Annotated in this window: 20 protein-coding genes and 1 tRNA gene; 8 read left to right on the top strand and 13 right to left on the bottom strand. The window is 62.5% G+C overall.

What is annotated here, in order from left to right; all coding sequences use genetic code 11:
* Nucleotides 1-92: 92 nt before the first annotated feature.
* From ACQ4WO_RS02955 to ACQ4WO_RS02945, 3 genes are all read right to left on the bottom strand, one after another.
* Nucleotides 93-1,412: an RsmB/NOP family class I SAM-dependent RNA methyltransferase gene (locus tag ACQ4WO_RS02955; RefSeq protein WP_102292656.1), complete on the bottom strand. Its 1,320-nt coding sequence runs from the start codon at nucleotides 1,410-1,412 to the stop codon at nucleotides 93-95.
* 21 nt (nucleotides 1,413-1,433) lie between these two features.
* Nucleotides 1,434-2,042 (bottom strand): phosphoribosylglycinamide formyltransferase, encoded by a 609-nt coding sequence (purN, locus tag ACQ4WO_RS02950; RefSeq protein WP_436480169.1) that lies wholly within the window; start codon nucleotides 2,040-2,042, stop codon nucleotides 1,434-1,436.
* Nucleotides 2,043-2,198: 156 nt separating this feature from the next.
* Nucleotides 2,199-2,597, bottom strand: a complete 399-nt coding sequence (locus ACQ4WO_RS02945; RefSeq protein WP_436480168.1) for a barstar family protein — start codon at nucleotides 2,595-2,597, stop codon at nucleotides 2,199-2,201.
* Between the two features lie 401 nt (nucleotides 2,598-2,998).
* Between ACQ4WO_RS02945 and ACQ4WO_RS02940 the strand changes: the two genes are divergently transcribed.
* From ACQ4WO_RS02940 to ACQ4WO_RS02920, 5 genes are all read left to right on the top strand, one after another.
* Nucleotides 2,999-3,511, top strand: coding sequence for a glycine zipper 2TM domain-containing protein (locus tag ACQ4WO_RS02940; protein WP_128142141.1), 513 nt, complete (start codon nucleotides 2,999-3,001; stop codon nucleotides 3,509-3,511).
* An 88-nt stretch (nucleotides 3,512-3,599) separates the two neighbouring features.
* Nucleotides 3,600-4,388 carry a class I SAM-dependent methyltransferase gene (locus tag ACQ4WO_RS02935; RefSeq protein ID WP_436480167.1) on the top strand — a complete coding sequence of 263 codons (789 nt, stop codon included), beginning with the start codon at nucleotides 3,600-3,602 and terminating at the stop codon, nucleotides 4,386-4,388.
* Nucleotides 4,389-4,435: 47 nt separating this feature from the next.
* A complete protein-coding gene (locus tag ACQ4WO_RS02930; protein ID WP_436480166.1) occupies nucleotides 4,436-6,196 on the top strand; it encodes a GspE/PulE family protein in 1,761 nt (586 codons plus the stop codon).
* A gap of 68 nt (nucleotides 6,197-6,264) precedes the next feature.
* Nucleotides 6,265-6,340, top strand: a tRNA-Lys gene (locus ACQ4WO_RS02925).
* 104 nt (nucleotides 6,341-6,444) lie between these two features.
* A complete protein-coding gene (locus ACQ4WO_RS02920; protein WP_436480165.1) occupies nucleotides 6,445-6,849 on the top strand; it encodes a hypothetical protein in 405 nt (134 codons plus the stop codon).
* A gap of 14 nt (nucleotides 6,850-6,863) precedes the next feature.
* On the opposite strand, the gene ACQ4WO_RS02915 is transcribed toward ACQ4WO_RS02920, so the two are convergent.
* On the bottom strand, nucleotides 6,864-7,367 hold the full coding sequence (locus ACQ4WO_RS02915) for a hypothetical protein (protein WP_436480164.1): 504 nt from the start codon (nucleotides 7,365-7,367) through the stop codon (nucleotides 6,864-6,866).
* A gap of 3 nt (nucleotides 7,368-7,370) precedes the next feature.
* Nucleotides 7,371-8,417, bottom strand: a complete 1,047-nt coding sequence (locus ACQ4WO_RS02910; RefSeq protein WP_436480163.1) for a lysozyme inhibitor LprI family protein — start codon at nucleotides 8,415-8,417, stop codon at nucleotides 7,371-7,373.
* A 175-nt stretch (nucleotides 8,418-8,592) separates the two neighbouring features.
* On the opposite strand from ACQ4WO_RS02910, the gene ACQ4WO_RS02905 reads away from it, so the two are divergent.
* Entirely contained in the window at nucleotides 8,593-10,752 is a 2,160-nt protein-coding gene (locus ACQ4WO_RS02905) for a prolyl oligopeptidase family serine peptidase (protein ID WP_436480162.1), read from the top strand.
* 59 nt (nucleotides 10,753-10,811) lie between these two features.
* Here ACQ4WO_RS02905 and ACQ4WO_RS02900 read toward each other — a convergent pair whose 3' ends face one another.
* From ACQ4WO_RS02900 to ACQ4WO_RS02890, 3 genes are all read right to left on the bottom strand, one after another.
* On the bottom strand, nucleotides 10,812-12,104 hold the full coding sequence (locus tag ACQ4WO_RS02900; RefSeq protein WP_436480161.1) for an MFS transporter: 1,293 nt from the start codon (nucleotides 12,102-12,104) through the stop codon (nucleotides 10,812-10,814).
* Nucleotides 12,105-12,278: 174 nt separating this feature from the next.
* Complete coding sequence (locus tag ACQ4WO_RS02895; RefSeq protein WP_436480159.1) at nucleotides 12,279-13,010, bottom strand: BON domain-containing protein; 732 nt, start codon at nucleotides 13,008-13,010, stop codon at nucleotides 12,279-12,281.
* A gap of 104 nt (nucleotides 13,011-13,114) precedes the next feature.
* The gene (locus ACQ4WO_RS02890) at nucleotides 13,115-13,798 is read right to left on the bottom strand and encodes a hypothetical protein (RefSeq protein WP_436480157.1); all 684 of its coding nucleotides are present in this window, start codon (nucleotides 13,796-13,798) and stop codon (nucleotides 13,115-13,117) included.
* A 191-nt stretch (nucleotides 13,799-13,989) separates the two neighbouring features.
* On the opposite strand from ACQ4WO_RS02890, the gene ACQ4WO_RS02885 reads away from it, so the two are divergent.
* Nucleotides 13,990-14,970: an IS1595 family transposase gene (locus ACQ4WO_RS02885; protein ID WP_436480156.1), complete on the top strand. Its 981-nt coding sequence runs from the start codon at nucleotides 13,990-13,992 to the stop codon at nucleotides 14,968-14,970.
* 57 nt (nucleotides 14,971-15,027) lie between these two features.
* Here ACQ4WO_RS02885 and ACQ4WO_RS02880 read toward each other — a convergent pair whose 3' ends face one another.
* The 3 genes from ACQ4WO_RS02880 to ACQ4WO_RS02870 all read right to left on the bottom strand — a co-directional run bounded on the left by ACQ4WO_RS02880 (nucleotide 15,028) and on the right by ACQ4WO_RS02870 (nucleotide 19,252).
* Complete coding sequence (locus ACQ4WO_RS02880) at nucleotides 15,028-16,749, bottom strand: dipeptidyl-peptidase 3 family protein (protein ID WP_436480155.1); 1,722 nt, start codon at nucleotides 16,747-16,749, stop codon at nucleotides 15,028-15,030.
* 48 nt (nucleotides 16,750-16,797) lie between these two features.
* Nucleotides 16,798-18,510 carry a methyl-accepting chemotaxis protein gene (locus ACQ4WO_RS02875; protein WP_436480154.1) on the bottom strand — a complete coding sequence of 571 codons (1,713 nt, stop codon included), beginning with the start codon at nucleotides 18,508-18,510 and terminating at the stop codon, nucleotides 16,798-16,800.
* A gap of 142 nt (nucleotides 18,511-18,652) precedes the next feature.
* Nucleotides 18,653-19,252 carry a short chain dehydrogenase gene (locus ACQ4WO_RS02870; RefSeq protein ID WP_331776903.1) on the bottom strand — a complete coding sequence of 200 codons (600 nt, stop codon included), beginning with the start codon at nucleotides 19,250-19,252 and terminating at the stop codon, nucleotides 18,653-18,655.
* A 112-nt stretch (nucleotides 19,253-19,364) separates the two neighbouring features.
* Between ACQ4WO_RS02870 and ACQ4WO_RS02865 the strand changes: the two genes are divergently transcribed.
* Nucleotides 19,365-20,282 carry a LysR family transcriptional regulator gene (locus ACQ4WO_RS02865; protein ID WP_436480153.1) on the top strand — a complete coding sequence of 306 codons (918 nt, stop codon included), beginning with the start codon at nucleotides 19,365-19,367 and terminating at the stop codon, nucleotides 20,280-20,282.
* Between the two features lie 9 nt (nucleotides 20,283-20,291).
* Here the strand turns inward: ACQ4WO_RS02865 and ACQ4WO_RS02860 are convergent, their stop codons facing one another.
* A complete protein-coding gene (locus ACQ4WO_RS02860) occupies nucleotides 20,292-21,764 on the bottom strand; it encodes an efflux transporter outer membrane subunit (RefSeq protein ID WP_436480152.1) in 1,473 nt (490 codons plus the stop codon).
* Nucleotides 21,765-21,804: 40 nt separating this feature from the next.
* On the bottom strand, nucleotides 21,805-23,403 hold the full coding sequence (locus ACQ4WO_RS02855; RefSeq protein WP_436480151.1) for a DHA2 family efflux MFS transporter permease subunit: 1,599 nt from the start codon (nucleotides 23,401-23,403) through the stop codon (nucleotides 21,805-21,807).
* Between the last annotated feature and the right edge of the window lie 2 nt (nucleotides 23,404-23,405).

Genomic DNA, 23,405 nt, shown 5'->3' with positions numbered 1-23,405 from the left:
CCAAACGGGCGGGGTGCCCACAGCCTGCGCCAGACTGGCTGGCGCAAGTGCATGGCCACCGCTGCGATGCTGCAGCGATGGCCGTGACAAACTTATTCAGCTTGCTCAGCGTCAACGTCGTCGGCCGGCTTTTCATCGGCGTAGACTTTTTTCGGCATGACCTTGCGTTCGAACACGGCGGCGAAGAAGCCGTCGGTCTGGTGCAAGTGCGGCAACAATTTCAGATAGTCACCCATTTCCAGCTCGATCTTCTGTTCCGCCAGCACCTTGTTCATCGGCACCAGGGTGAAGTCTGGATGGGCCGCCAGGAATTGCTCGGCGATAAAATCGTTTTCTTCGTTCAGGAAGCTGCAGGTGGCGTACACCAGGCGGCCGCCGCCCTTGACGAGGCGCGCCGCGCCGGCCAGGATGGCTGCCTGCTTGGCTTGCAGTTCGACGATGGAGTTCGGCTGCTGGCGCCATTTCACGTCCGGATTGCGGCGCAGGGTGCCCAGGCCGCTACATGGAGCATCGACCAGCACGCGGTCGATCTTGCCGGCCAAACGCTTGATCTTGGCATCGCGCTCATGCGCGATCTGCACCGGATGCACGTTCGACAGGCCGCTGCGGGCCATGCGTGGCTTCAGCTTGGCCAGGCGCTTTTCCGACACGTCGAATGCGTACAAACGGCCCGTGTTGCGCATCAGTGCGCCCAATGCGAGCGTCTTGCCGCCCGCGCCGGCACAGAAATCGACGACCATTTCGCCGCGCTTGGCGCCGACGATTTGCGACAGGATCTGGCTGCCTTCATCCTGCACTTCGATGGCGCCGCTCTGGAACAGGGGCAGGTTTTGCAACGATGGCTTCTTGATCACGCGCAAGCCCAGCGGCGCATATGGCGTTGGCGTACTGAGGATCGGCGCTTCGGCCAGGGCCAGCATCACGTCGTCACGCGTGGCCTTGAGCGAGTTCACGCGCAAGTCCAGCGGCGCCGGCGCATTCAGCGCATCGGCCAGCTTCATGGTTTCCGCTTCGCCGAACTGGGCGATCAGCTTGTCGAACAGCCAGGTCGGCATGTTGGCGCGCATGTTCGACGGCATCAAGCTGCGGTCGATCTGCGTGATGCGTTCCAGCCATTCCACTTCTTCTTCCGTCAGGCCGCCCAGCGAATCGGCGCCCACCGCTTCGGCCAGGCCGAGGATGGTCAAACGGCGCATGGTCGGGCCACTGCCCGCTTCGGCGAAGTCCGTGAAAAACGATTTGTTGCGCAGGACGGCATAAATGCCTTCGGCGATGGCGCCGCGTTCGCGCGAACCGAGGCGCGGATGGTCGCGGAAATAGCGCGACAGGGTGGTGTCGGCCGGGGCCGTGAAACGTAAAATTTCGCGCAATACTTCTTCAGCATTGGCAAGTATCGCTGGTGGCAATCTCATTGTTATTCTTTCTGTAATATTTTATTGAGGATCCACGCGGACCTGGCCATGCTCGACTGACAGTTTATCGTCAATGAACAGGCGGATGGCGCGCGGGTAAAGCAGATGTTCCTGTACCAGCACGCGCGCCGATAAGCTCTCTTCTGTGTCGCCTGGCAAGACGGGGACTTTCGCGCTCGCCACGGCGGGGCCATGATCGAGCTCGGCAGTCACGAAATGCACGGTCGCGCCGTGTTCCGTTACGCCCGCCTCGAGCGCCTGGCGGTGCGTCGCCATGCCCGGGAACAGCGGCAGCAGCGACGGGTGGATATTGAGCATGCGCCCGTCGTAATGCTCAACGAAAGGCGGCGTCAGGATGCGCATGAAACCGGCCAGCACGACCAGGTCGGGGGCAAAACCGTCGATCACGGCTTGCAGCGCCGCATCGAACTGTTCGCGGCTGGCATAATCCTTGTTGGCAACGACTGCGGTCGCTATCCCATGTTCCGCGGCAAAAACCAATCCCTGGGCATCGGCCCGGTTACTGATGACGGCGGCAATACGGGCTGGCCATTGCTCGGCTTGCGCCGCGCGTACGACCGCTTCCATGTTGCTGCCGCGTCCGGAAATGAGGATAACGATATTTTTCATAGCGCGCATTGTACCCGCTATGGCGATGCGAACCAAGAAAGGCCGGCGATATTGTTGCGCCGCAACATGATCACACAACAAGCGCTTTCGCCGGACAATACTGTCTGCCAAGCGGGAAAAAGGCTGATTTTACGCTACTGCAACGAGAGTAAGTGTTTACTCGAACGAATAGAAGACGCGGAACGGGACTTTCTTCTCGGCCCAGTAGTCGGTCGCGTCGCGGAACACGTCGAGCAGGATCTCGCGCGCTTCCTTGTCGAATTTTTGCGTGTTTGGCAATTGCTCGAGCACCACCAGGAAACCCGTCTGCGTGCCCGCCTTGAACATGGTGTCCGTCAGGCACAGGCGCAGGGCATCGAAATTCTTCGCCAGATTTTTCGGAAACAGGAATGCTTCTGCAATAATGCCGATGACTTGCTGTTTGGTCTGTCCAGCGTTGCAATGCGCATATAAAAAGTGCTGCCCGAGACGGATCGCCTCGTCTTGTAATTCGGTCACGCGAAAGGCACGGATGGACTGGACAAGGTTGGGCGGCACGGTTAGTAACAAACTCATTTTTCCCTCAAATCGACCTGTTATGTATGGATCTCTTCTAGCTGCTCTTCTTATTGCATCCCCGCACGCGGGTCAATGCGCACGCGGTGATTCGATCTGTATCAACTTTTATGCGATTCAGTGCGATTTTATATAAGCCATACGCGTATTAGGGTAACGTGTTGTCCTGCATGAATCAACCCGAATATGATGTCAAACGCAAGATTTGTTACAAACCGCTGGTTTCAAGTCATTTCAACATCTTGTATCGATTGAAAGTGCATGTTACAGACTGTGGGGCAAGGGACTTGGGCTGTTACATTTTGTTGCCAGCCGAAACACTTGCCCCGGTCTGGCGGGATTACTATAGTCCCAAGTTGTAAAAAATACCCTGAAAGATTCTCTAGATAACGAGGTTACAAATGAACTTGCAAGCCAAATTGATGATGTCAGCCCTTTGTATCGGTGCATTGCCACTCGCCCAGGCCGCCGACTTTGAAGATTTCGGCAAGGTCGTGCGCGTCGTGCCGCAAGTGGAACAGATCAACCGTCCACGCCAGGAATGCCGCACGGAATACGTGCAAGTCCAGGCGCCGCCGCAACAGCGCAGCGCTGGCGGCTCCATCGTCGGCGGTATCGCCGGCGCCCTGCTCGGCAGCCAGGTCGGTAGCGGCAATGGCCGCACGGCCGCCGCCGCCGCTGGCGCGATTGCCGGCGCCGTCGTCGGCGACCGCGTTGACAACCAGAACAATTACCAGGGCGGCATGCAGGAACAAGCCGTCAAGCAATGCCGCCAGGTCGATCACTGGGAATCGCGCAACAATGGCTACCAGGTCACCTACGATTACCGCGGCCGCAACTACACGAGCATCATGTCCTACGATCCGGGCGAGCGCATCCGCTTGCGTGTTTCTATCGAACCCGCTCAGCAATAAGCGGCCCATACCATGCCAGCCCCAGCGGCTGGCATTTTTTATGGCGTCCCGGCACGGGCTATAATGCGGCACACTTTCAGGCCGCCTTATGCTTATCAAACGAAAATCCATCGAACAAGTCGAATCCTCGCGCCCTGCGCGCAAGCCACGCTACGCTCCTGTCACCCTGTCGGAAATGGATGGCGTGCGCTATCTGCATTTCGGCACGGAATGGGTGCAGGGCGCCATGCGCATCCGCAAGCCGGACTGGCCGGAACTCGAATACGCGCAGCAGATGATGGCGTGGATGCTATGGATCGAGCAACCGCAGCGTATCGCCCAGCTGGGCCTGGGCACGGCAGCGCTGACCAAGTTCTGCTATCGCCAGTTTCCGCAGGCGCAGGTCGATGCCATCGAACTGAACCCGTCCGTCGTCACCATCTGCGCCTCGATGTTCAAGCTGCCGCCCAACGACGAGCGCCTGCACGTGCGCGAAATGGATGCGCTCGACTACGTCAACGACGACGCCAACCACGGTACCCTGGACGCCCTGCAGGTGGACCTGTATGACGCCACGGCGCGCGGTCCCGTACTCGACAGTGCCGATTTCTATACCGCCTGCTGCGCCTGCCTGGCGCCGCACGGCATCATGACGGTCAACCTGTTTGGCGACCATCCCAGCTACGCGAAAAACATCAAGGCGATGAAGTTTGCGTTTGAACAGGTGATCTGCCTGCCGGAAGTCCATGATGGGAACGTGGTGGCGATCGCGCTCAAGACGAAAGTGGCACTCGATACCGAAGCGCAAGCCGTCCTGCTCGAGCGCGCCAAGCAGATCGTCGCCGCGACCAAGCTGCCCGCCAAGTCCTGGGTCAAGGGCATCGTCAGCACCCTGTAACCGCCGGTCTGCCCAGGCAAGGCCGGCAGCCTGGAAAGGCGCCGGCCATGCCCGCTTCCCCCCCTCCCGCCCCTCCCGACACGCCGCTGGAACTGCCGCAACTGCTGGCCTGGCTGCAGGAAGACGGCTTGCTCGATGCGGCGCAAGCGGCAGTCGTCCAGGCCCAGGCCGCCCAGCTGCCGGCGCCGGCCTTGCATCCGCTGTGCAGCATCGCCCACGGCGCACTGACGCTCGACACCCTGTGCGCGTGGCTGGCGCAACGCTCCAGCTTGCCATATGTGCGCATCGATCCCCTGCACATCGATTTCAGCCAGGTGGCCGACGTCATGACGGCCGGCTATGCGGCCCGCTTCAACATCCTGCCCGTGGAAAGCACGCCGGAGCGCATCGTCATCGCCACGGCCCAGCCCTACGCGCTCGCCTGGCAGGCGCAATTGGGAAACCTGGCACCGCGCAAGCTGAGCCTGGTCATCGCCAACCCGCTGCACATCGCCGACGCCATCGCGCAATTTTTCAGCCTGGCCAGTTCTGTCAAGGTGGCCCGGCAAGCGTCCACGCAAGACCTGGCGCTGCGCCACAATTTTGAACAACTGGTGGAACTGGGGCGCAACAAGACCAGCCTCGACGCCAACGACCAGCACGTCGTGCGCATCGTCGACTGGCTGTGGCAATACGCGTTTGCCCAGCGCGCTTCCGACATCCACCTGGAACCGAAGCGCGACGCGGGCCTCGTGCGCCTGCGCATCGACGGCCGCCTGCACCAGGCCTACCAGCTGCCGCCCGTGGTATTGCTGGCCATGACGGCGCGCATCAAATTGCTCGGGCGTATGGACGTGGTGGAAAAGCGCCGCCCGCAAGATGGCCGCATCAAGACGCGCAATGCGCAGGGCCAGGAAATCGAGCTGCGCTTGTCGACCTTGCCTACGGCCTTCGGCGAAAAACTCGTCATGCGCATCTTCGACCCCGAAGTGGCCGTCAAGAGCCTGTTTGACCTGGGCTTTCCGCCCGCGGATGCCGAACGCTGGCGCCAGCTGACGGCGCGCACGCACGGCATCGTGCTGGTAACGGGTCCTACCGGCTCGGGCAAGACCTGCACCCTGTACAGCACCTTGAAGGCGCTGGCCAGCAGCGAAGTCAATGTGTGCACGGTGGAAGACCCCATCGAAATGGTCGAGCCGGCCTTCAACCAGATGCAGGTGCAAACCCAGGCCGGCATCGAACTGTCGTTTGCCGATGGCGTGCGGGCGTTGATGCGGCAAGATCCCGACATCATCATGGTGGGAGAAATCCGCGACCTGGCCACGGCCGAGATGGCCATCCAGGCGGCGCTGACGGGACACCTGGTGCTGTCGACCCTGCACACCAACGACGCGCCCTCGGCCGTCATGCGCCTGCTGGAACTGGGCTTGCCCGCCTACCTGCTGGAAGCGTGCCTGATCGGCGTGCTGGCGCAGCGCCTGCTGCGCTGCCTGTGCGCGGGCTGCAAACAGCTGGACGCCGCCCCGGAAGTCGCTGCATGGCAACGCCTGACGGGTGGCCAGCTGGAGCGGCCGGCCGCCGCGTACCGCCCCGTCGGTTGCGCCCTGTGCCGGCACAGCGGCTACCTGGGGCGCGCCGGCATTTATGAACTGCTGAGCGTGACGGAAACATTCGGCCAGCTGGTCAAGGCCGGCGCCGACCTGCACGCGCTGCGCCGCCAGAGCATCCTCGACGGCATGACGCCGCTGCGCATCGCCGGCGCGCGCAAAGTCATCGATGGCACGACCAGCATCGACGAAGTGCTGAAACTCACGGCAGCCCTGCATTAGCAGGCCAGCACTTTCTCGCAGGAATGCTTTGCATTCTTTTTCAACTGATATATAATGCGGCCTCTTTCGGGTCGTTAGCTCAGCTGGTAGAGCAGCGGACTTTTAATCCGTTGGTCGCAGGTTCGAATCCCGCACGGCCTACCACGAATGCGCAGTACTAAAAAGCCCATCCTCACGGATGGGCTTTTTTCGTTTCCGGCCCCCACGGTTATACTGGCACTTCGTCTTGCCAGCCCTGAAAGAAACGCATGAAACTTGCCGCCGCCCTCCTCCTGGCCACCGCCTGCCTGTCCGCCCAAGCCCAGACGCAAACACCGATCGTGCTCGACGGCCAGTACCGCGCGCGCACGGACGAGATGAGCCTGGAGATCATCGGCAAGCGCGTCTGCTTCGCGCCCGACAAGGCGCAGTGGGGCCGTCTGCCCCGCCCTGCCGCCACGCATGATGCGTGGTTTTGTTTCAGCAACGATGGCGAGGCGCGCCGGCTGCTGCGCGTGCCCGCGCGCCAGGCCGACAATTGCGGCTGGCAGGCGCGTGCGCGCATCGTCATCGACAGCTATCAACCGTATGTGGAGCAAGGCGACGGCAACGACATGGCGCGCCTAGCGTCGGTCATCAAAGTGGCGCAGCCGAACGCCATCGCCTGCGAGTAATCAGTTCAGTTCGATCAGTCCAGTTCATACTCCTGCAGATAACGGGCAAACAATTCCCCATCGGACAGCGGACACGCAAAACTTGCGCCCCAGTCGGCCAGCAGCAATTGCTCTTTCAAGGGCAGCAGCAACAGCTCGGGCATGGCGTCGCTGCACCACAGGTCGCACACGATGCCCTTGTCATCCAGGCCGGCAAACAAGGTCTCCGTGTTCTCGCCGCCAAAGGCCAGCACGTTCTTGCATTCCACGCGGTAAGTGCTGTAGCCCGTGTAGACGGCGTCATACGGCGGCAAGGCGTCCGCCAGCGCCAGCCGCAGCCGATCGGCCGTGAGGCCCAGCGCGTCCATCTGCGACGGCGGCGCCTCGGGCACGTACATCTGCGTCCAGCCGGCACCGCTGCGGTGCGCATCGGCAAACGCCTCTTGCTCGCCCATCTGCGTCAAACAGTGCTGCAAGTTATCCAGTGGCAACAGTTCGATCATGCAAAAATCGTCTTCGTGATAGTACGCTTCGCGCATGCTTCAATTCTCCAGAAAATCTTGCAGTTGTACATTGCGCCGCGACGTCAGCCGGCCGGCCCAGGTTTCGCTCGTCACGGATGGATAGCGCACGGCGCCAAAGTTCATCCAGGCATCGCGGTAGGCCAGCCACAGGCGCTGGGTGGCGCGGATGCCATCCTTGCCCACGGCGCCCGCATGGGTTTGCACCGGCTTTTTCATCAGCTTGCCGTAGATGGCGTTGAGCTCCTTGTCGAGCGCTGCCGCCTGCTCCTTGGACATGCTGGCCGGCAGCTTGCCCGCTTCGTATTCGCGCAGATCGTGCGCCAGCAAATCGAGCTCGGCCGTGCGGGCGGCGATGCTCAGGGCGGCGCGTGCCGTGCCGCTCAAGTCCGTTTCGTTGGCAGCACGCGCATCGGCAAACTTGCTTGCCGCCGCCTGCAGTTTTTGCAGCGACGCTTGCGCCACGGCCGGCATTGCTTCGCTGACTTTGGCTGTCGCCTGCGTGCGCACGCGCTGCTTTTGCCGCGCATCGATGGCGCTGCACACGCCCATCATGTAGCCGCTCGTGATGTCGTCGCACAAATCGATCATGCCGCGTCCGCTGGCATTGATCTGCTGCAAGTGTTCGATGCGGCCCCGCATTTCTGCCGGTGCCGCATCGATGCTGCACGCATACTTGAGCGCCAGCAATGGGTCTTTTTGCACGCCCTGTCCATTCTGGTACAGCATCATCAGGACGGCGCTGTGTTGCGTAGCCATGGCGCAATGGCGCACGGGACGCCAGTCGGCCGGCTTGGGCGAGGACATACTCTTGGTATCGTAATACAGGTCCGTTGCCTGACATTGCTGCAGGGCCGCCACGGCCGATGGCGCCGGCAAGTCGGCGGGCGGCGGCGCCGCATCCTTGACCTTCAGGCAGCCTGCATACCAGGCCGTGCTTTCCGCGTGACCGACGCCCATGGCGCTCGTGTTCGGGTAGGGAGCGGGCGCAGCGGCAAAAACCGGGGCCGCCAGCAGGCAGCTCGCGCCCAGCAATATCGTTTTCAATAAGAGTAGACTAATTTTCATGGCCGGCCAAAGGTAGCGTCAGTAAAAGAACAAGTTTAACTGATCAGCCATGGCGCGCCCGCCCGATATGTGACCGTCCCGCCTGGTAAGTAACGGTACACGGCCTTGGCAGCGCAGGAAACCATGGGCAATAATGTTGCCCGCTGTACTTTTTTCACTACTCCGGACCACGCCCATGACCTCACCCCGTCTTCGCCGTTCCCTCGGCTCCCTGCTGATCGCAGCGGCCTGCGCCTCGCTTGCCCAGGCCGCCGATACCAAGGCCACCACCCCAGTTGCCGCTACGCAAACGCACGCCAAGCACGCCATCACGCATGAAGATGTGTGGCTGATGAAGCGGGTGGGCGCGCCCGTCGCCAGCCCCGATGGAAAGTGGGCCGTGTTTTCCGTGGTCGACAGCGCCTACTCTAGCCAAGAGCAATGGTCCGACCTGTGGATCAAGCCGCTGCTTGACGACAGCCCCGCGCGCCGCCTGACCTATTCCAAGGGTGGCGAAAGCGCCGTAGCCTGGTCGCCGGACAGCCGCCAGCTGGTCTTCGTTGCCAAGCGCGACGGCGATGAAGCTGGGCAGATCTATCGCCTCGAGGTGGCAGCCGGCGGAGAAGCGCAACGGTTGACGAGCTTGACCATGGGAGCGCGCATGCCGAAATGGAGCCCGGACGGCAAGCAGTTGCTGTTCATCAGCGATATCTATCCAGGCAACAAAACGGAAGCCGACGTCAAGCAAAGCGCGAAAGAACGCAAGGAGCGCAAATACAGCGCCCGTTCGTATGAAACGACGGCACCGCGCTATTTCGACAAATGGCTGACCGACAAACAGGTTCGGCTGTTCATCGTCGACGCCCGGCCTGAAGCCAAGGGTGAGAACACAGCGCGCGACATCCTGTCAGGTACGCAACTGGCCGCCCTGCCGGGCTTTGGCGGCGGCCAGGGCGACGAGGGACAATCCCTGGACGCCGTCTGGACGCCGGACGGCAAGGCTGTCGTTTTCAACGCGGCCACCAACCGCGACGCGGCCCAGCGCGAAGCCGTCGTCTCGCAACTGTATCTGCTGCCCGTGGCCGGTGGCGAAGCGCAGCGCTTGACGCAAGACAAGCACAGCTATGGCAGCCTGAAATTCGCCGCCGACGGCAAGACCCTGTTCGCCTTGAGCGACGCGCAAACGCCAGGCAAGGTGTATGACGTGAAGCGCCTGGCCAGCTTTGCCTGGCCGATGAGCAACCCAGCCCCGACCATCCTGACAGCCAAGCTGGACCGCTCGATTTCCCGCTTCGTGCTGCCCGAAGGCGGCAAGCGCGTCATCTTCAGCTATGAACATGCGGGCCTGGAAAAACTGTACTCGATCGACGCCAAAGGCGGCGACGTGCGCGAGGAGCCATCCTTGCCGACGGGTACCATCAACTCGCTGAGCAGCGGCGGCAAGGCCCTGGTCGGTGTGTGGGAGTCGTCCATCAACCCGCCGGAAATCTATGCCTTCAATGGCAAGCAGCCGAAGCGGCTGACGGCCTTCAACACGGACAAAGCCGATAAAATCGACTGGCAGGCACCCGAGCACTTCTGGTTCACCACGGCCGACGGCCGCAAGATCCACAACATGCTCGTCAAGCCGGCCAATTTCGATCCAAACAAAAAATACCCGTTGTTTACCGTCATCCATGGCGGCGCGGCCAGCATGTGGCGCGACCAGTTCGTGCTGCGCTGGAACTATCACTTGCTGGCCAAGCCAGGCTATGTCGTGCTGCTGACCGACTACAAGGGTTCCACCGGCTATGGCGAGGAATTCTCGCGCTCGATTCAATTCGACCCCTTGAAGGGCCCGGGCGATGAAGTCAACCAGGGCGTCGATGAAGCCATCAAGAAATATCCATTCATCGACGGCACGAAGCTGGCCGCCGGCGGTGCCAGCTATGGCGGCCACCTGGCCAACTGGCTGCAGGCAACCACCACGCGCTACAAGGCCATCGTCTCGCACGCGGGCGAAATGGACTTGATCATGCAGTGGGGCACCAGCGATGGCGGCTTCGGCCGTGAAACGAATGCGGGCGGCCCCGTCTGGTCGAATCTACCCGTGTGGCGCGAGCAAAGCCCCATCATGCAAGCGGGCAACCACGAAAAAGGCACGGGTTTCACGACCCCGATCCTGATCACCGTGGGCGAGCTCGACTACCGCGTGCCGGCCAACAATGCCTTGATGAACTTTGCCGTGCAACAGCGCCTGAACGTGCCGGCGAAACTGCTGGTCTTCCCGGACGAAAACCACTGGATTTTGAAGGGCGAGAACAGCCGCTTCTTCTATAGCGAAGTCGAGGGATGGCTGGCTAAATACCTCAAATAAATCCTGAAACGTTCTTGATAAACAGAAGCCAGGCTCCGCACATGCGGGCTTGGCTTTTTTCATGCCGCTTGCACGGCGGGCGCGGCCGACTTCTGGCGCTGGATCGCCAGCACCATCAGCGCGGCGACGAGGCAGGCGGCGCCGGCCGCGAACAGGGCCGGGTTGTAGGTCAGCATCAGGGTGCGAATGCGGCCCGCCCCATACGCGGCCACGGCGGCGCCCAGCTGGTGGCCGGCGAATATCCAGCCGAATACCATGCCTGCCCGCTCCTGGCCAAACGTGGCGCCCACCAGTTTGACGGTCGGGGGCACGGTGGCGATCCAGTCGAGGCCGTAGAACATGGCGAACAGCGACAGGCCGTACAAGGTGAATTCCGAATACGGCAGCCAGAACAGCGACAAGCCACGCAAACCGTAATACCAGAACAGCAATTTGCGGTTGTCATAGCGGTCCGACAGCCAGCCGGACAAGATCGTGCCGAACAGGTCGAACGCGCCCATCATGGCCAGCACGGACGCGGCCGGCACGGCCGACAGGCCCGAGTCGCCGCACAGGGAAATGAAGTGCGTCTGGATCAAGCCATTTGTGCTGAGGCCGCAGATGAAGAAGGTGCCGAACAGTATCCAGAAAGTGCGGTTCGCCGCCACGCTGCGCAGGATCACGAACGGCGTGGCAAACGTCATTTTTGCGGCCACTGGCGCCGTGAGGGGCGTGCCCGGGTCGGCGCCGTAGGGCCGCAAGGCAATATCCTGCGGGCGGTTGCGCATGCACAGGAAGGCCAGCACGGCGACGAGGGCGCAGGCGACGAACACGGGCATGACGGCCGTGCGCCAGCCGTAGTGCTCGATCAGCCAGGCGCCCACGGGCAGGAACAGCAGCTGGCCCGTGGCCGAGCTGGCCGTCAGCACGCCCACCACCAGGCCCCGGTGCGTCTCGAACCAGCGGTTCGCCACCACGGCGCTCAAGACCAGTGCCGTCATGCCCGAACCGAGACCCAGCAGGATGCCCCACAGGGCCACCAGGTGCCAGAACTGCGTCATGCGCGTGGCCAGCAGCATGCCGGCAGCGATCAGGCCCAGGGCCACGCAGATGACATTGCGCAAGCCGAAGCGTTCCATCAGGATGGCGGCAAACGGCCCCATCAAACCGAACAGCACGAAGCGCACGGCCAGGGCCGAGGAAATCTGCTCGGCATCCCAGCCGAACTCGCGGCTCAGGGGCTGCATCAACGCGCCCGGCAAGCCCAGCGCGGCGGACGAGGTTAATGCCGTAAGGAAAGTGATGGCGACGATGACCCAGGCAAAGTGCACGCCGCGCCGCTCCAGCCATTGCGAAAAGGGATAGGAAAGCATGCAGTCCTCATGAGTAAGAGCGAAGAGAAAGAGTGGATGCCGATCAGTAGCAGACGACGGGATTTTCCCATGTTATATTATGATCGTAATTTATACAATCAAAAAGAAACTGGAACCACACTGCTGCGTGCGGCTCCAGTCCCGGCTTTAGCGCATCATCAGAATGCGTTTCGCTTATTTCACCTTCAAGCCATTCTTCACATCCGTCACGCCTTCCACGCCACGGGCCAGGTCGGCGGCTTTTTGCACTTGCGCCTGGGATGGCACGAAGCCGCTGAGCATGACGACGCCGTTGACCGTTTCCACGTGGACGTCGAGCGCTTTCAAGTCATTGTCCTTGACGAGGTCAGCCTTGATTTTCGTGGTAATGACGGAGTCCGCCACGGCCGTCTTGGTGCTGCCGGCCGCGTTGCGCGTCACGCAGGCGGCCTTGGCCGTCGCATCCATGGCGTCGCAGTTTTCCTTCGTCGTGGCAGGCGGATTCTGCGCCACGTTGGTGCCGGCCCGGGCGCCCGTGTTGGCGTCTGCCAGTGCAGCCGTTTTTGCCGCCTTGGCATCGTTCATGCACGTGGTTTTCTCGGCACCCGTGCGGTCGCCGCATTTGGCCTTGGCCAGGTCATATTCGGCATCGGCGACGTCCTTGCGGGCCTTGCCCAGTTCGCGCGGCGTGTTGCGGTATTGCGCCACGGCGTCCGACTCTGCCTTGGCGCGCGCCACCTTGGCTTCTTCCACGCAGACTTTTTTCGCGTTGCCGCTCTGGGCGTCGCAGGCGGCCTTGGCCTGCTTGTAGCCGGCCGTTGCCTTGTCCGTCAAACTCTTGTACGAGGCATCCTGCGCATACGCTGGCGTGGCGGCAAGCAGGGCGCTGGCACTGGCGGCCAGCATGAGTGCGATCATTTTGTTCATGATGGTTCCTCTCTGGTTAGTTGATGCCCAGATTAGACCCCTGCCGGAAGCAAAGCTCCGTGCGACAGCACACGCTGACAGTCCATTCACATAAAAATCATCGTTTATTTGTCGCCGCTCAAGCCTTTTCGCCACAATACTTGCGCCTGTTCAAATATTGAAGCGGCCCCATCAAATACACCTGCGCCATCGGCCAGCGCCAGCCATGCCTGCGTGGCGTGGGAACCGCCGGCGCCGTCGCCACCAGTGCGTACGCCGCGCATCCAGGCCAGCACATGCTGGTACTGCCCCGGGTAGCGCCCATGCATCCAGGCCAGCGCCACCAGGTCCGCATACCCCTCTTCGCGGCGCGTCTCGCGCAGCTCCTGCGCCAGCGGTGTCAACTTGCCCCGCTGCATGCTGCGCGGCTCGACAAAGCCACGTGGCAAGGCGTGCCAGTCGCCCTGTGCATAGCGCTGGCAGTGGCCGATCTCATGCGCCATCATCGCTTCCATCATCAGGCCGTGGCGCGTGGCCGGCACGCCCTGCAAGACGCTGTCCACCTGCGCATTGCCGCGCAAGGACAGCACCAGCTTGCAACGCCCTGCCTCATAGCCCAGTGCCAGCGGCACGGCGCCGGGCGCATCCTGCGGCTGCACGATGATGTCGATGGGCAAGCCTTGCGCACGTGCAAACGCGATGACGGGTTGGCCCGCCTGCAGCCAGCGGGTTTCCAGATCGGTGAGCTGGGCGGCAGCCACGGCGGGCAAGGCAAGGGACACACTTAACAGCGAGAACAGTTTCAACATGGGATCAACAGGAGAAATGGGGATTTACTACTGCAGAGTAAGCGGTAAAAATGTTTCCACAAGGAAAAACTGGCAACTTTTCATAAATAAAGACGAAAAAAACAGCTCTGTCATCGGCAAGTAGGGGAATGCCGGAATTTTCCCTTGGCAGTGCTGTCTGACTCTGCATACTTACCTTGCAAGAGCAGATCATGCGGCCAGCTGAATGGATCACCTTGATTGCGCAGTTTGCTCACTTGAGTCAGCGTCAGCGGCAGGCAGGCATTGCCCTGCTGCATGGCAACGCGCCACACGACGCGACCGTCGCGCTGCTGGAAAATGTGGCGCAGCCGCGATTGGCCTGTCCCGCCTGCGGCTCGGCGCACCTGCACCGGCACCGGCACCGGCATGGTCATGCGCACGGACTGCAGCGCTACCGTTGCGTGCCGTGCGGCCGCACCTTCAATGCACTCACCGGCACGCCACTGGCGCGCTTGCGCCATAAATCGCTGTGGCTCGATTACGCCGATTGTCTGCTGGCATCGGATTCCGTGCGCAAGGCCGCGCGCCAACTGGGCGTGCACCGTAACACCTCGTTTCGCTGGCGTCACCGGTTTTTGTCCTTGGCAAAGACGGACCGGCCGCATGGTCTGCACGGCATCGCCGAGGCCGACGAGTTATATCTGCTGGCATCGGAAAAGGGATCCAGAAACATGACGCGTCCGCCCCGCCGCCGGGGCGGCCATGCCCATAAACGCGGCATATCGAACGAACAGGTCTGCATCCTGGTGGCGCGCGATCGCACGGGACAGACCCTCGATTTCGTCACGGGAAAAGGAGCGCTAACCAAGGCGCAGTTGCACCACTGTTTGTTACCCGTCATCGACAAGGATGTGCTGCTGGTCACCGATGGTCATGCAGCCTATCGGGCCTTCGCCAGGGAAGCGGGTATTAGCCACGTGGCCGTCAACCTGCGCGCCGGCATCCGCGTGCAGGGCGCCGCCCACGTGCAGAACGTCAACGCCTATCACAGCCGTTTGCGTCAATGGCTGGGGCCGTTTCACGGCGTGGCGACACGCTATCTGTCGAACTACCTGGGATGGCGCTGGATACTCGACGCCAGGCGCATTCGCTCCCCTGAAACGTTATTGAAGGCAACCCTGGGCGCCTTCCCACATCTAATGGTGACATAGCCAAAAAAACCGGCGCAGATGCGCCGGTTTTCCAGACTGACAATAATCAAAGTCAGCTTATTTCTTCGCCGCCTGGTCCAGCGCGCGGGCCGTGACGAATTCCGGGCGGATATCGTTGGGCACGGCTTTCATCTTGTCGAGCGCCACCTGCACTTCAGGGCGGATGACCACGTACTTGCTCATCATGTCTTTCGCGCGCGCATAGTCGCCCGTCGCCTCGATGGTCAAAAACTCACGGTCCAGGTCGATCACGGCCTGCTTGATCTTGCCAAAATCGACGCCGAACTTGCCGTCGCCCAGCGACACAAAGCCCCCCTTGTCGAGGATGTAATTCATCTGGATGGCCATGCCGCGCGCATGCGAATCCGTCAAGCCGAAATGCAGGGTGCGGAAACCGGAGGCGAGGAAAGTGTTGTACAGCTTGCGCTCGGCCGCCTCGCCCTGACCCAGGGTGTCGTTCAGTTGCCCCTTGTCCATCATGTAGCGCAGCGCAAACAGGCCCGTAATGTCGGCCTTGGCTTCTTCGATGGTCGAATAGGCTTCCTTCAAGTCCTGGCGCGGCGTCGATGGCTTGCCGTCGACGACGGTCGCGTGCGGGCCCAGGCCGTGCATGATTTCATGCGCGAGGATGTGCGTGAAGAAGGAATTGAAATCGACGTCCTGCTGCGCTTCGGGCGTCAGCACCAGTTTCGAAATCGGCGTCAGGGTGGCCTTGAACTTGGCTTCCTGCACGTTCTTCAGCATCACGCGCTTGGAACCGCGCGCGCTGATGATGCGCTCGTCGTTCGGCAAGTTATAGGCGGCCGTCTGCACGGCCATGTTGCCGTCGCCGGCGCCATACACCTGGTTGACCACCACCATCGGCGCCAGCGCGCCCACTTTCGGGTTGCGGTACTGGGCGTCGAGCGGCAGGTTGTCTTCCAGTTCCTGCATGTGCTTGGCGAAGAAGTTCAGTTTTTGCGTTTCCGCCTGATCGCGGATGTTCACGTACGCTTCGAACGCGGCCTTGTAGCCGAACAGCTCGTCGTTATACGTTTCGTACGGGCCGATGGTGATGTCGACGGGAGAATCGAGGTCCATCCAGGCGAAGTCGGACGGCAGATAGTCATTGTCGAGGAAAGCCTTGGCGCGCAGGGTCAAAAATTTCTTCAGGGAAGCGTTGTCCGTGGCGGCGGCGGCTTCATCAAGAAGCTTGGCCAGCTGCTTGAGTTCCACCTTGTATTCGTCCGAATACTTGACGGTCTGATACTTGCCATCCTTGCCCGCGCGGATGGTCGTGAAGAACCATTGCGCCTGCTGCTTGTCGTCAGCCGAGAGGCCATTCATCCACGTTTCCAGGCTGGCCTTGGTCGCGCCCTGCGGATAGAAATTGCCTGCTTCCGGCTTGTGCGCTGGAATGGCGATGCCGGCATAGCTGGCCGGCATGAACGAGGCGTGCGCGTCGAGCACCGACCAGGGACCTTTATTGATCCAGAAATAGTTCAAACGAGCCTGTCCCAGCTTTGACGTGTCCTTCTTCAGCGCTGCCCACAGCGCTTCGTTGCCGGACCAGCGCTGGCGCAGCTGCAGCACGTCGACCAGCTTGGCCGCCTCGACCAGCTTGGCGATGGCCTGGCGGTCGCCGGCAGACAGGTGCGTGACATCGGCCGTCAGCGCGACGGGCGCGTAGCGGGCGCTCATGGCCGCCAGTTGTTGCGCGGTGGCCGGTGCAGCTGGCGTTACGGCGCAAGCGCTGCCGACGGCGGCAGCCATCAGCAGGGGGAACAGGATACGTTTCATGGGGACCTCAGCAAACAATGTAAGGTCCCGATTGTAAACGAGCGCCGCTTAAAATTCTTCCCATGCGTCATCGGCGGGCGCCTTGGAGGCCAGCGTTTTCGGTGCCGGCTTCGCTGCTGCCTTGACGGGCGGCCTGGCAGCAGTCACGGCGGCCGGACGCGGACGCGCCGGCTGCGGCGCCTGCAGCGGCACTTGCGAGTTGTCGAGCTTGAAGATGCTGACCACCTGCGACAGGCTGCCGGCCTGCGCTTCCAGCGACGCGGCGGCCGAGGCCGACTGCTCCACCAGCGCCGCATTCTGCTGCACCACCTGGTCCATCAGGCCGACGGCCTGGTTGACCTGTTCGATGCCGGACGACTGCTCGCGCGTGGCCACGCTGATTTCGCCCATGATGTCGGTCACGCGCTTGACGCTGTCGACAATGTCTTGCATGGTCGTGCCCGCTTCATCGACCAGGCGCGCGCCCGTGCCGACGCGCTCGACGGAGTCGTCGATCAGCGACTTGATTTCCTTGGCGGCCTGGCTGGAACGCTGGGCCAGGCTGCGCACTTCAGTGGCGACGACGGCAAAGCCCCGGCCCTGTTCGCCGGCACGCGCCGCTTCCACGGCGGCATTGAGCGCCAGAATATTCGTCTGGAAGGCGATGCCGTCGATCACGCCGATAATGTCGACTATCTTTTTCGACGATTCGTTGATGGCGGCCATGGTCTGCACCACCTGCGCCACGACGGCGCCGCCCTTGACAGCCACACCCGAGGCCGATACGGCCAGCTGATTCGCTTCGATCGCGTGCTCGGCGTTCTGCTTGACTGTGCCCGTCAATTGCTCCATCGACGTGGCGGTTTCCTCGATCGAACCGGCCTGCTGTTCCGTGCGGTTCGACAGATCCAGGTTGCCGGCCGCGATTTCGCGCGAATTGGTGGCGATGGTCTGCGTGCCGGCGCGCACCTGGCTGACGATGGCCACCAGGCTGTCGCGCATGCCGCGCATGGCGTACAGCAAGCTGTTGCGGTCATTCGGCCCGGTAGTGATGGTCACTGCCAGGTTACCAGCGGCAATTTCACCGGCGATGGCGGCCGCGTAGTCGGGCTCGCCGCCAAGCTGGCGCAGCAAGCCGTGGCTGATGCGCCAGGCCGCGATGGTACCGATGGCGATCGCGCCCAGGCACAGCAGCACCATGAAGAAGAAAAAGCTGCGCGCCACCGTGCTTGCGCTGTCGGCCTGTTCGCGGCTCATCTTTTCTTCGAGGTCGATCAGCTGGTTGACGGACGCAAGCCAGCCCGTGAAGGCGGCGGCGCCCTGCTGCTGCAGCAAGGCGGTGGCGCCGGCCACATCGTCGGCCAGGCGCAATTGAATCACCTTGGCGATGATCGGCTGGGCCTTCGCTTCACTGGCCTTGATGGCAGCGAGGGCCGTGCGTTCCGCTTCGGTCACGTCCTTGCCGCTGCCGATGATCTGGTCGAGCGGCGCGGCGGCCTGCGCGTAATTGGCGGCCAGCGTTTCGATGCGCGCGATTTCCGGCTTGGCCGACGCCGCGTCGGCCGCCAGCACCACGTCGCGCAGGGCGATCGCGCGGTCATGCACGCTGCCGCGGAAATTGATCGCATGGCGCTGCTTGACGTTGTTGACGTCGCTGATACTGGTGAGGATGGCGTCGATCTTTTGCACGCGGTTGATGCCGAGTGCGGTAACGATGATCAGCAGCAACAGGACCAGGCCGAATCCCGTATAAAGCCGTGTGCTGATTTTGGTGCTTTGCATATCCGTCTCATCCATTCATTCATGAAAATGTCCAAATTCTTCATCACCATGATGTTGACATTTGGAAAGAAAAGTTAATTTATCATGAATGGAAGCAGGCTGCCTGAGGCCGGTCAAAAGCAGCCTTTTTGAGGCCTGAGCCCTACCACACGCGGTAGACCTGCCCCGTCTGCGCCCCTTCCACGCTGCGGCTGTAGGCCAGCGCTACGCGGCTGGCGGCGGCCGGCTCGAAGCCGTAGAAGAAGGGGCCATACGCTTCCAGCGATTCTTCCAGCACCGTGGGGCTGACGACATTGATGCGCACGCCGCGCGCCAGTTCGATGGCGGCGCCCCGTACAAAGCCTTCCACGGCCGCATTCGTCATGCTGGCGGCCGCGCCGAAGCGTATCGGCTGCTCGGCAACGATGCCGCTGGTCAAGGTAATCGAACCGCCATCGTTCAGGTATTCCTGCGCCACCAGCGCCACGTTGACCTGGCCCATCAGCTTGCTGTCCAGGCCCAGCTGGAATTGCTCGGGAGTGAACTCGGCCAGGGGGCCAAAATGCAGCTTGCCAGCCGTGACGACGACGGCGTCGACCCTGCCGATGCGCTGGAACAGGGCGCGTACTTGCGCGATGTCGCCCATGTCGGCCTGGTGCGTGCCCGTGCGGCTGCCCACTTCGATGATTTCATGGCGCTGCGCCAGTTGCGCGGTGACGGCCTTGCCGATGGTGCCGCTGGCGCCGATGATGACGATTTTCATGCTGCTTCCTTGTGTGGGTTAAACGATGGAGCCAGTATGCGCCGCTTGCAGAAAGGAATAAATGCGCTAGAATTTACAAGATTACCAACCCACAGTTCGGAATAAAACGCCAATGGACAAGCTGCGCAGCATGGAAATCTTTGTGTCCGTCGTCGACCAGGGCAGTTTCACGGCGGCCGCCGACACCTTCCGCATCTCGCCCGTGATGGTAGGCAAGCACATCAAACAGCTGGAAGAGCGGCTGGGCACGCGCTTGCTGGCGCGCACGACGCGGCGGCAAAGCCTGACGGAAATCGGCCGGCAATACGTGGAACAGTGCCGCCAGATCCTGGCGCAGATCGCGGCAGCCGAAACGGGCGCGGAAGCGATGCGCGCCACGCCGCGCGGCAAGCTGAAGATCACGGCGCCCGTATCCTTCGGCAGCGAATGCATCGCGCCACTGATGGCCGAGTATCTGACGGCCTATCCGGACGTGAGCCTGGAGCTCAATTTGAATGACAGGATGGTGGACCTGGTGGAGGAAGGCTTCGATGCGGCCATCCGCATCGGCAAGCTGGAAGATTCCGGCATGGTGGCGCGGCCCTTGCGGCCCTATGCGATGGTGATCTGCGCCTCGCCCGCCTACCTGGCTAAGCACGGCACGCCGCGCACGCCGGACGACCTGGCGCGGCACGAATGCGTGGATTTCATGCAGTGGTCGCGCCACATGCGCTGGCGTCTGAGCGGCAAGACAGCGCGCCACGATGGCGCTGAGGCCGAGAGCCGCTTCCGCTCGAACAATGGCCAGGCACTGCGCATGGCGGCACTGCACGGCTTCGGCATCGTCATGCAGGCGGAGATTTTACTGGCCGACGATATCGCGGCGGGACGGCTGGTGCCGCTGCTGGCCGATTACGTGCCGGCGCCGCGCCTGATGCATGTGCTGTATCCGCGCGACCGACAGCCTACGCCGAAGCTGACGACCTTCATCGATTTTCTGCTGGAACGCTACGGGCCGGCGGCGGCACCGCCACCGGCCACGCTCACGTAATCGTCGTACCTAGTTCACCTTCGCGGTGGGCGCGGAAGCCAGCTTGGCCAACTCGCCGTCCGGCTGCCAGCCCGCTCCCAAGGAGCGGGACACGGCCACGGTCGCCAGCAAGCGCTGGGTCTTGATCTGCGCGGCGGCGCGGTCCGCTGCCAGCGAACTGCGCTGCGCGTCCGTCACGTCCAGGTAGGTCGAGATGCCGCGCTCGTAGCGCGTGCGCGCCACCAGGTAGGCGCGCGCCGCCGCTTCCTGCGACAGGGCCTGGGCGTCGCCCTGCAACTGGCGCTGTTCCACGTCGGACAGCGCATCTTCCACTTCGCGCAAGGCCGTCAACAGCTTCGTTTCATGGTTCGCCACGGCTTCCGCATAGCGCGCCTTGGCCAGGTCAAGATTGGCCTGGTTGCGGCCGCCGTCGAAGATCGGCAAGGACAGGGCCAGCGGACCAAAACTGAACTGGCGCGAACCGCCCTGCGCCAGGTCGTGCAGCTTTTCCGATGCATAGCCAAAATTGCCCGTCAATTGCAGCGACGGATAAAACGCGCCTTCGGCCACGCCCACCTGCGCGTTCGCCGCGCGCAAGCCCGCCACACTGGAAACGAGGTCCGGGCGGTGCGCCAGCAGGCTGGCAGGCAAGCCGACAGGAATGGCGGGCGGCAGCGGCAAGACGGACGGATCGGCGGCCACCGGCAATTGCAGCGCCGACGGCGGCTTGCCCGTCAGGGTGGCCAGGCTGTTTTCCAGCTGGTTGCGCTGGCGCCTGACCTCATGCAAATCGGCCTGCGCGTTCGACAGTTCGACTTTCGCGCGCGCCAGGTCCAGCTCATTCGTCAAGCCCGCATTGAAGCGCGCTTCGACCAGCTGCGCCGATTCGCGGCGCGTGTCGAGCGCGCCATTCAAAATGGCCATTTCCGCATCGAGTCCGCGCAGCTGCCAGTAATTGCTGGCCACTTGCGACGACAGCATCAGCAGCACGCCGTCGCGGTCCGCTTGCGCCGCCAAGGCTTGGGAATCGGCCGCTTCGACCATGCGCTTGACGCGGCCCAGCAAATCGACTTCATACGACAGCGTGGCGCCCGCGGAAAAATTGTTGCCGCTGACCGAGCGGTTGCCCTGCGCCAGGCCCTGCGAGGTGTTGGCCGAGGTGCGCGAGTTCGATACACCCGTGCTGACGTTCACGCTCGGGCGCTGGCTGGCGCGCGCCGTGCCGCTTTGCGCCAGCGCCTGCAGCAAGCGCTCGCCGGCCGCCTTCACGCTGGGGTTGTCCTGCAGCGCGCTTTGCTCGAGGCGGTTCAGAGTCGCATCGCCGTAGATGCTCCACCACTCTTTGGGCAGTTGCGCGGCGTCCGCTGCGGCCGCGCCATGGCGGAAGGTGTCGGCGCCGGCGACATTGCCCGGCGCGGTGAAATCCTGGCCCACGATGCCGCAGGCGGACAGCGCCACGGCGAGGGAAGCGGCCAGCGCGATTTTCGTCAATACTGTTTGCATGATGTGTACCTTCTTGTTCTTGAGGTGTGTGCGTGCGCGGTCAATGACCGCCGCCACCGCCACCGGGAGCTTTGAGTTTGTCGGCCAGCCACAGGGGCACGATGCAGGCCAGCAGGATGGCGCCGATCAGGAAGAAGCCATCGTTGTAAGCCATCACATACGCTTCGCGGCGCACGATGCCGTCGATCGCCTGCAAGGCCTGGTTGCCGGCCGTGACGGCGTCATAGCCCTTGACCATGAACGACGACGTCAGCTGGTCGATGCGCAGCTGCGTGGCGCTGGAATAGGCATTGATCGCTTCGCCCAGGCGCTGCGAATGAAAATGCTCGCGGGTGCTCAGGGCCGTGGCCAGCAGGGCGATGCCGATCGAGCCGCCCAGGTTGCGCGTCATGTTGAACAGGCTCGAAGCGGACGGCATGTCCTTCGGCGCGATGCCCTTCATGGCGAAGTTCGACAGGGTCAGCATGACGAAGGGCTGGCCCAGCGCGCGCACCACCTGCGACCACAGCAGCTGGTCGTAGCCGGTGGATGCGTCCATGTAGGCATTCATCATGCACGAACCGCCAAACAGCAACAGGCCGAACGAGCACAGGATGCGGTTGTCCACCACGGACGACAGCTTGGCGACGAACGGCATGATGAACAGCTGCGGCAAGCCCACCCACATGATGACTTCACCGATCTGCATCGGCGAATAGCCGGCGATCTGGCCCAGGAACAGGGGCAGCAAAAAGGCCGAGCCATACAGGCCCATGCCCGTCACAGCCGACAGTACGGTGGCGACGAGGAAATTGCGCTGGCCGTACAGGGCCAGGTTGACGAACGGTTCGGCGCGCGTGGCGCTGGTGACGACCCAGCCCAGGATACCCACCAGGGCCATCGAAGCGAAGGCGATGATGAAACCGGAGTCGAACCAATCCTTCGAGTTGCCCTCTTCCAGGAAGATGGTGAGGCAGCCGAGGCCCAGGGCCATGAAGAAGATGCCCAGCCAGTCGGCCTTCCAGAACATCTCGAGCTTCATCGGCTCCTTGTCCAGGCCATAGATCATGCCGGCGATCAGCAGCACGCCCGGCACCCAGTTGATGTAGAAGATCGATGGCCAGCCATACAGCTCGCTCAGATACCCGCCCAGGGTCGGGCCCATGGCCGGCGCCAGTGTGGCCGTCAGGCCGAAAATCGCCATGCCGACGGCGCGCTTCGAAGGCGGCAGCTTGAGCATCACCAGGGTGAACGCCATCGGGATCAGGGCGCCGCCAGTGAACCCTTGCAGCATGCGGAAGACGATCATGCTTTCCAGGTTCCAGGCCGTGCCGCACAGAGTGGAAAACAGCAGGAAGAAAGCGGTGGTGCCGATCATGTAGGTACGCAGTCCGAACACGCGCGCCAGCAGCGCGGTGAGGGGAATGACGATAATTTCCGCCACCAGGTAGGCCGTGGAAATCCACGAGCCCTCTTCCTGGGTGGCCGACAGCGAGCCAAGGATATCCTTGAGCGAGGAATTGGTGATCTGGATGTCGAGCACCGCCATGAAGGCGCCCAGCATGCCGGCGGCGACCGCCAGCCAGGTGCGCCCGGAGACTTTCTCGTCGATCACGGGAAACGCTGGCGGCTTCGCCAGCGTGGTGGAGGGGCTGCTCATGG

The organism is Janthinobacterium aestuarii, from assembly GCF_051380835.1.
Taxonomy (GTDB): domain Bacteria; phylum Pseudomonadota; class Gammaproteobacteria; order Burkholderiales; family Burkholderiaceae_D; genus Janthinobacterium; species Janthinobacterium aestuarii.
This window is presented reverse-complemented; position numbering and strand designations above follow the sequence as displayed.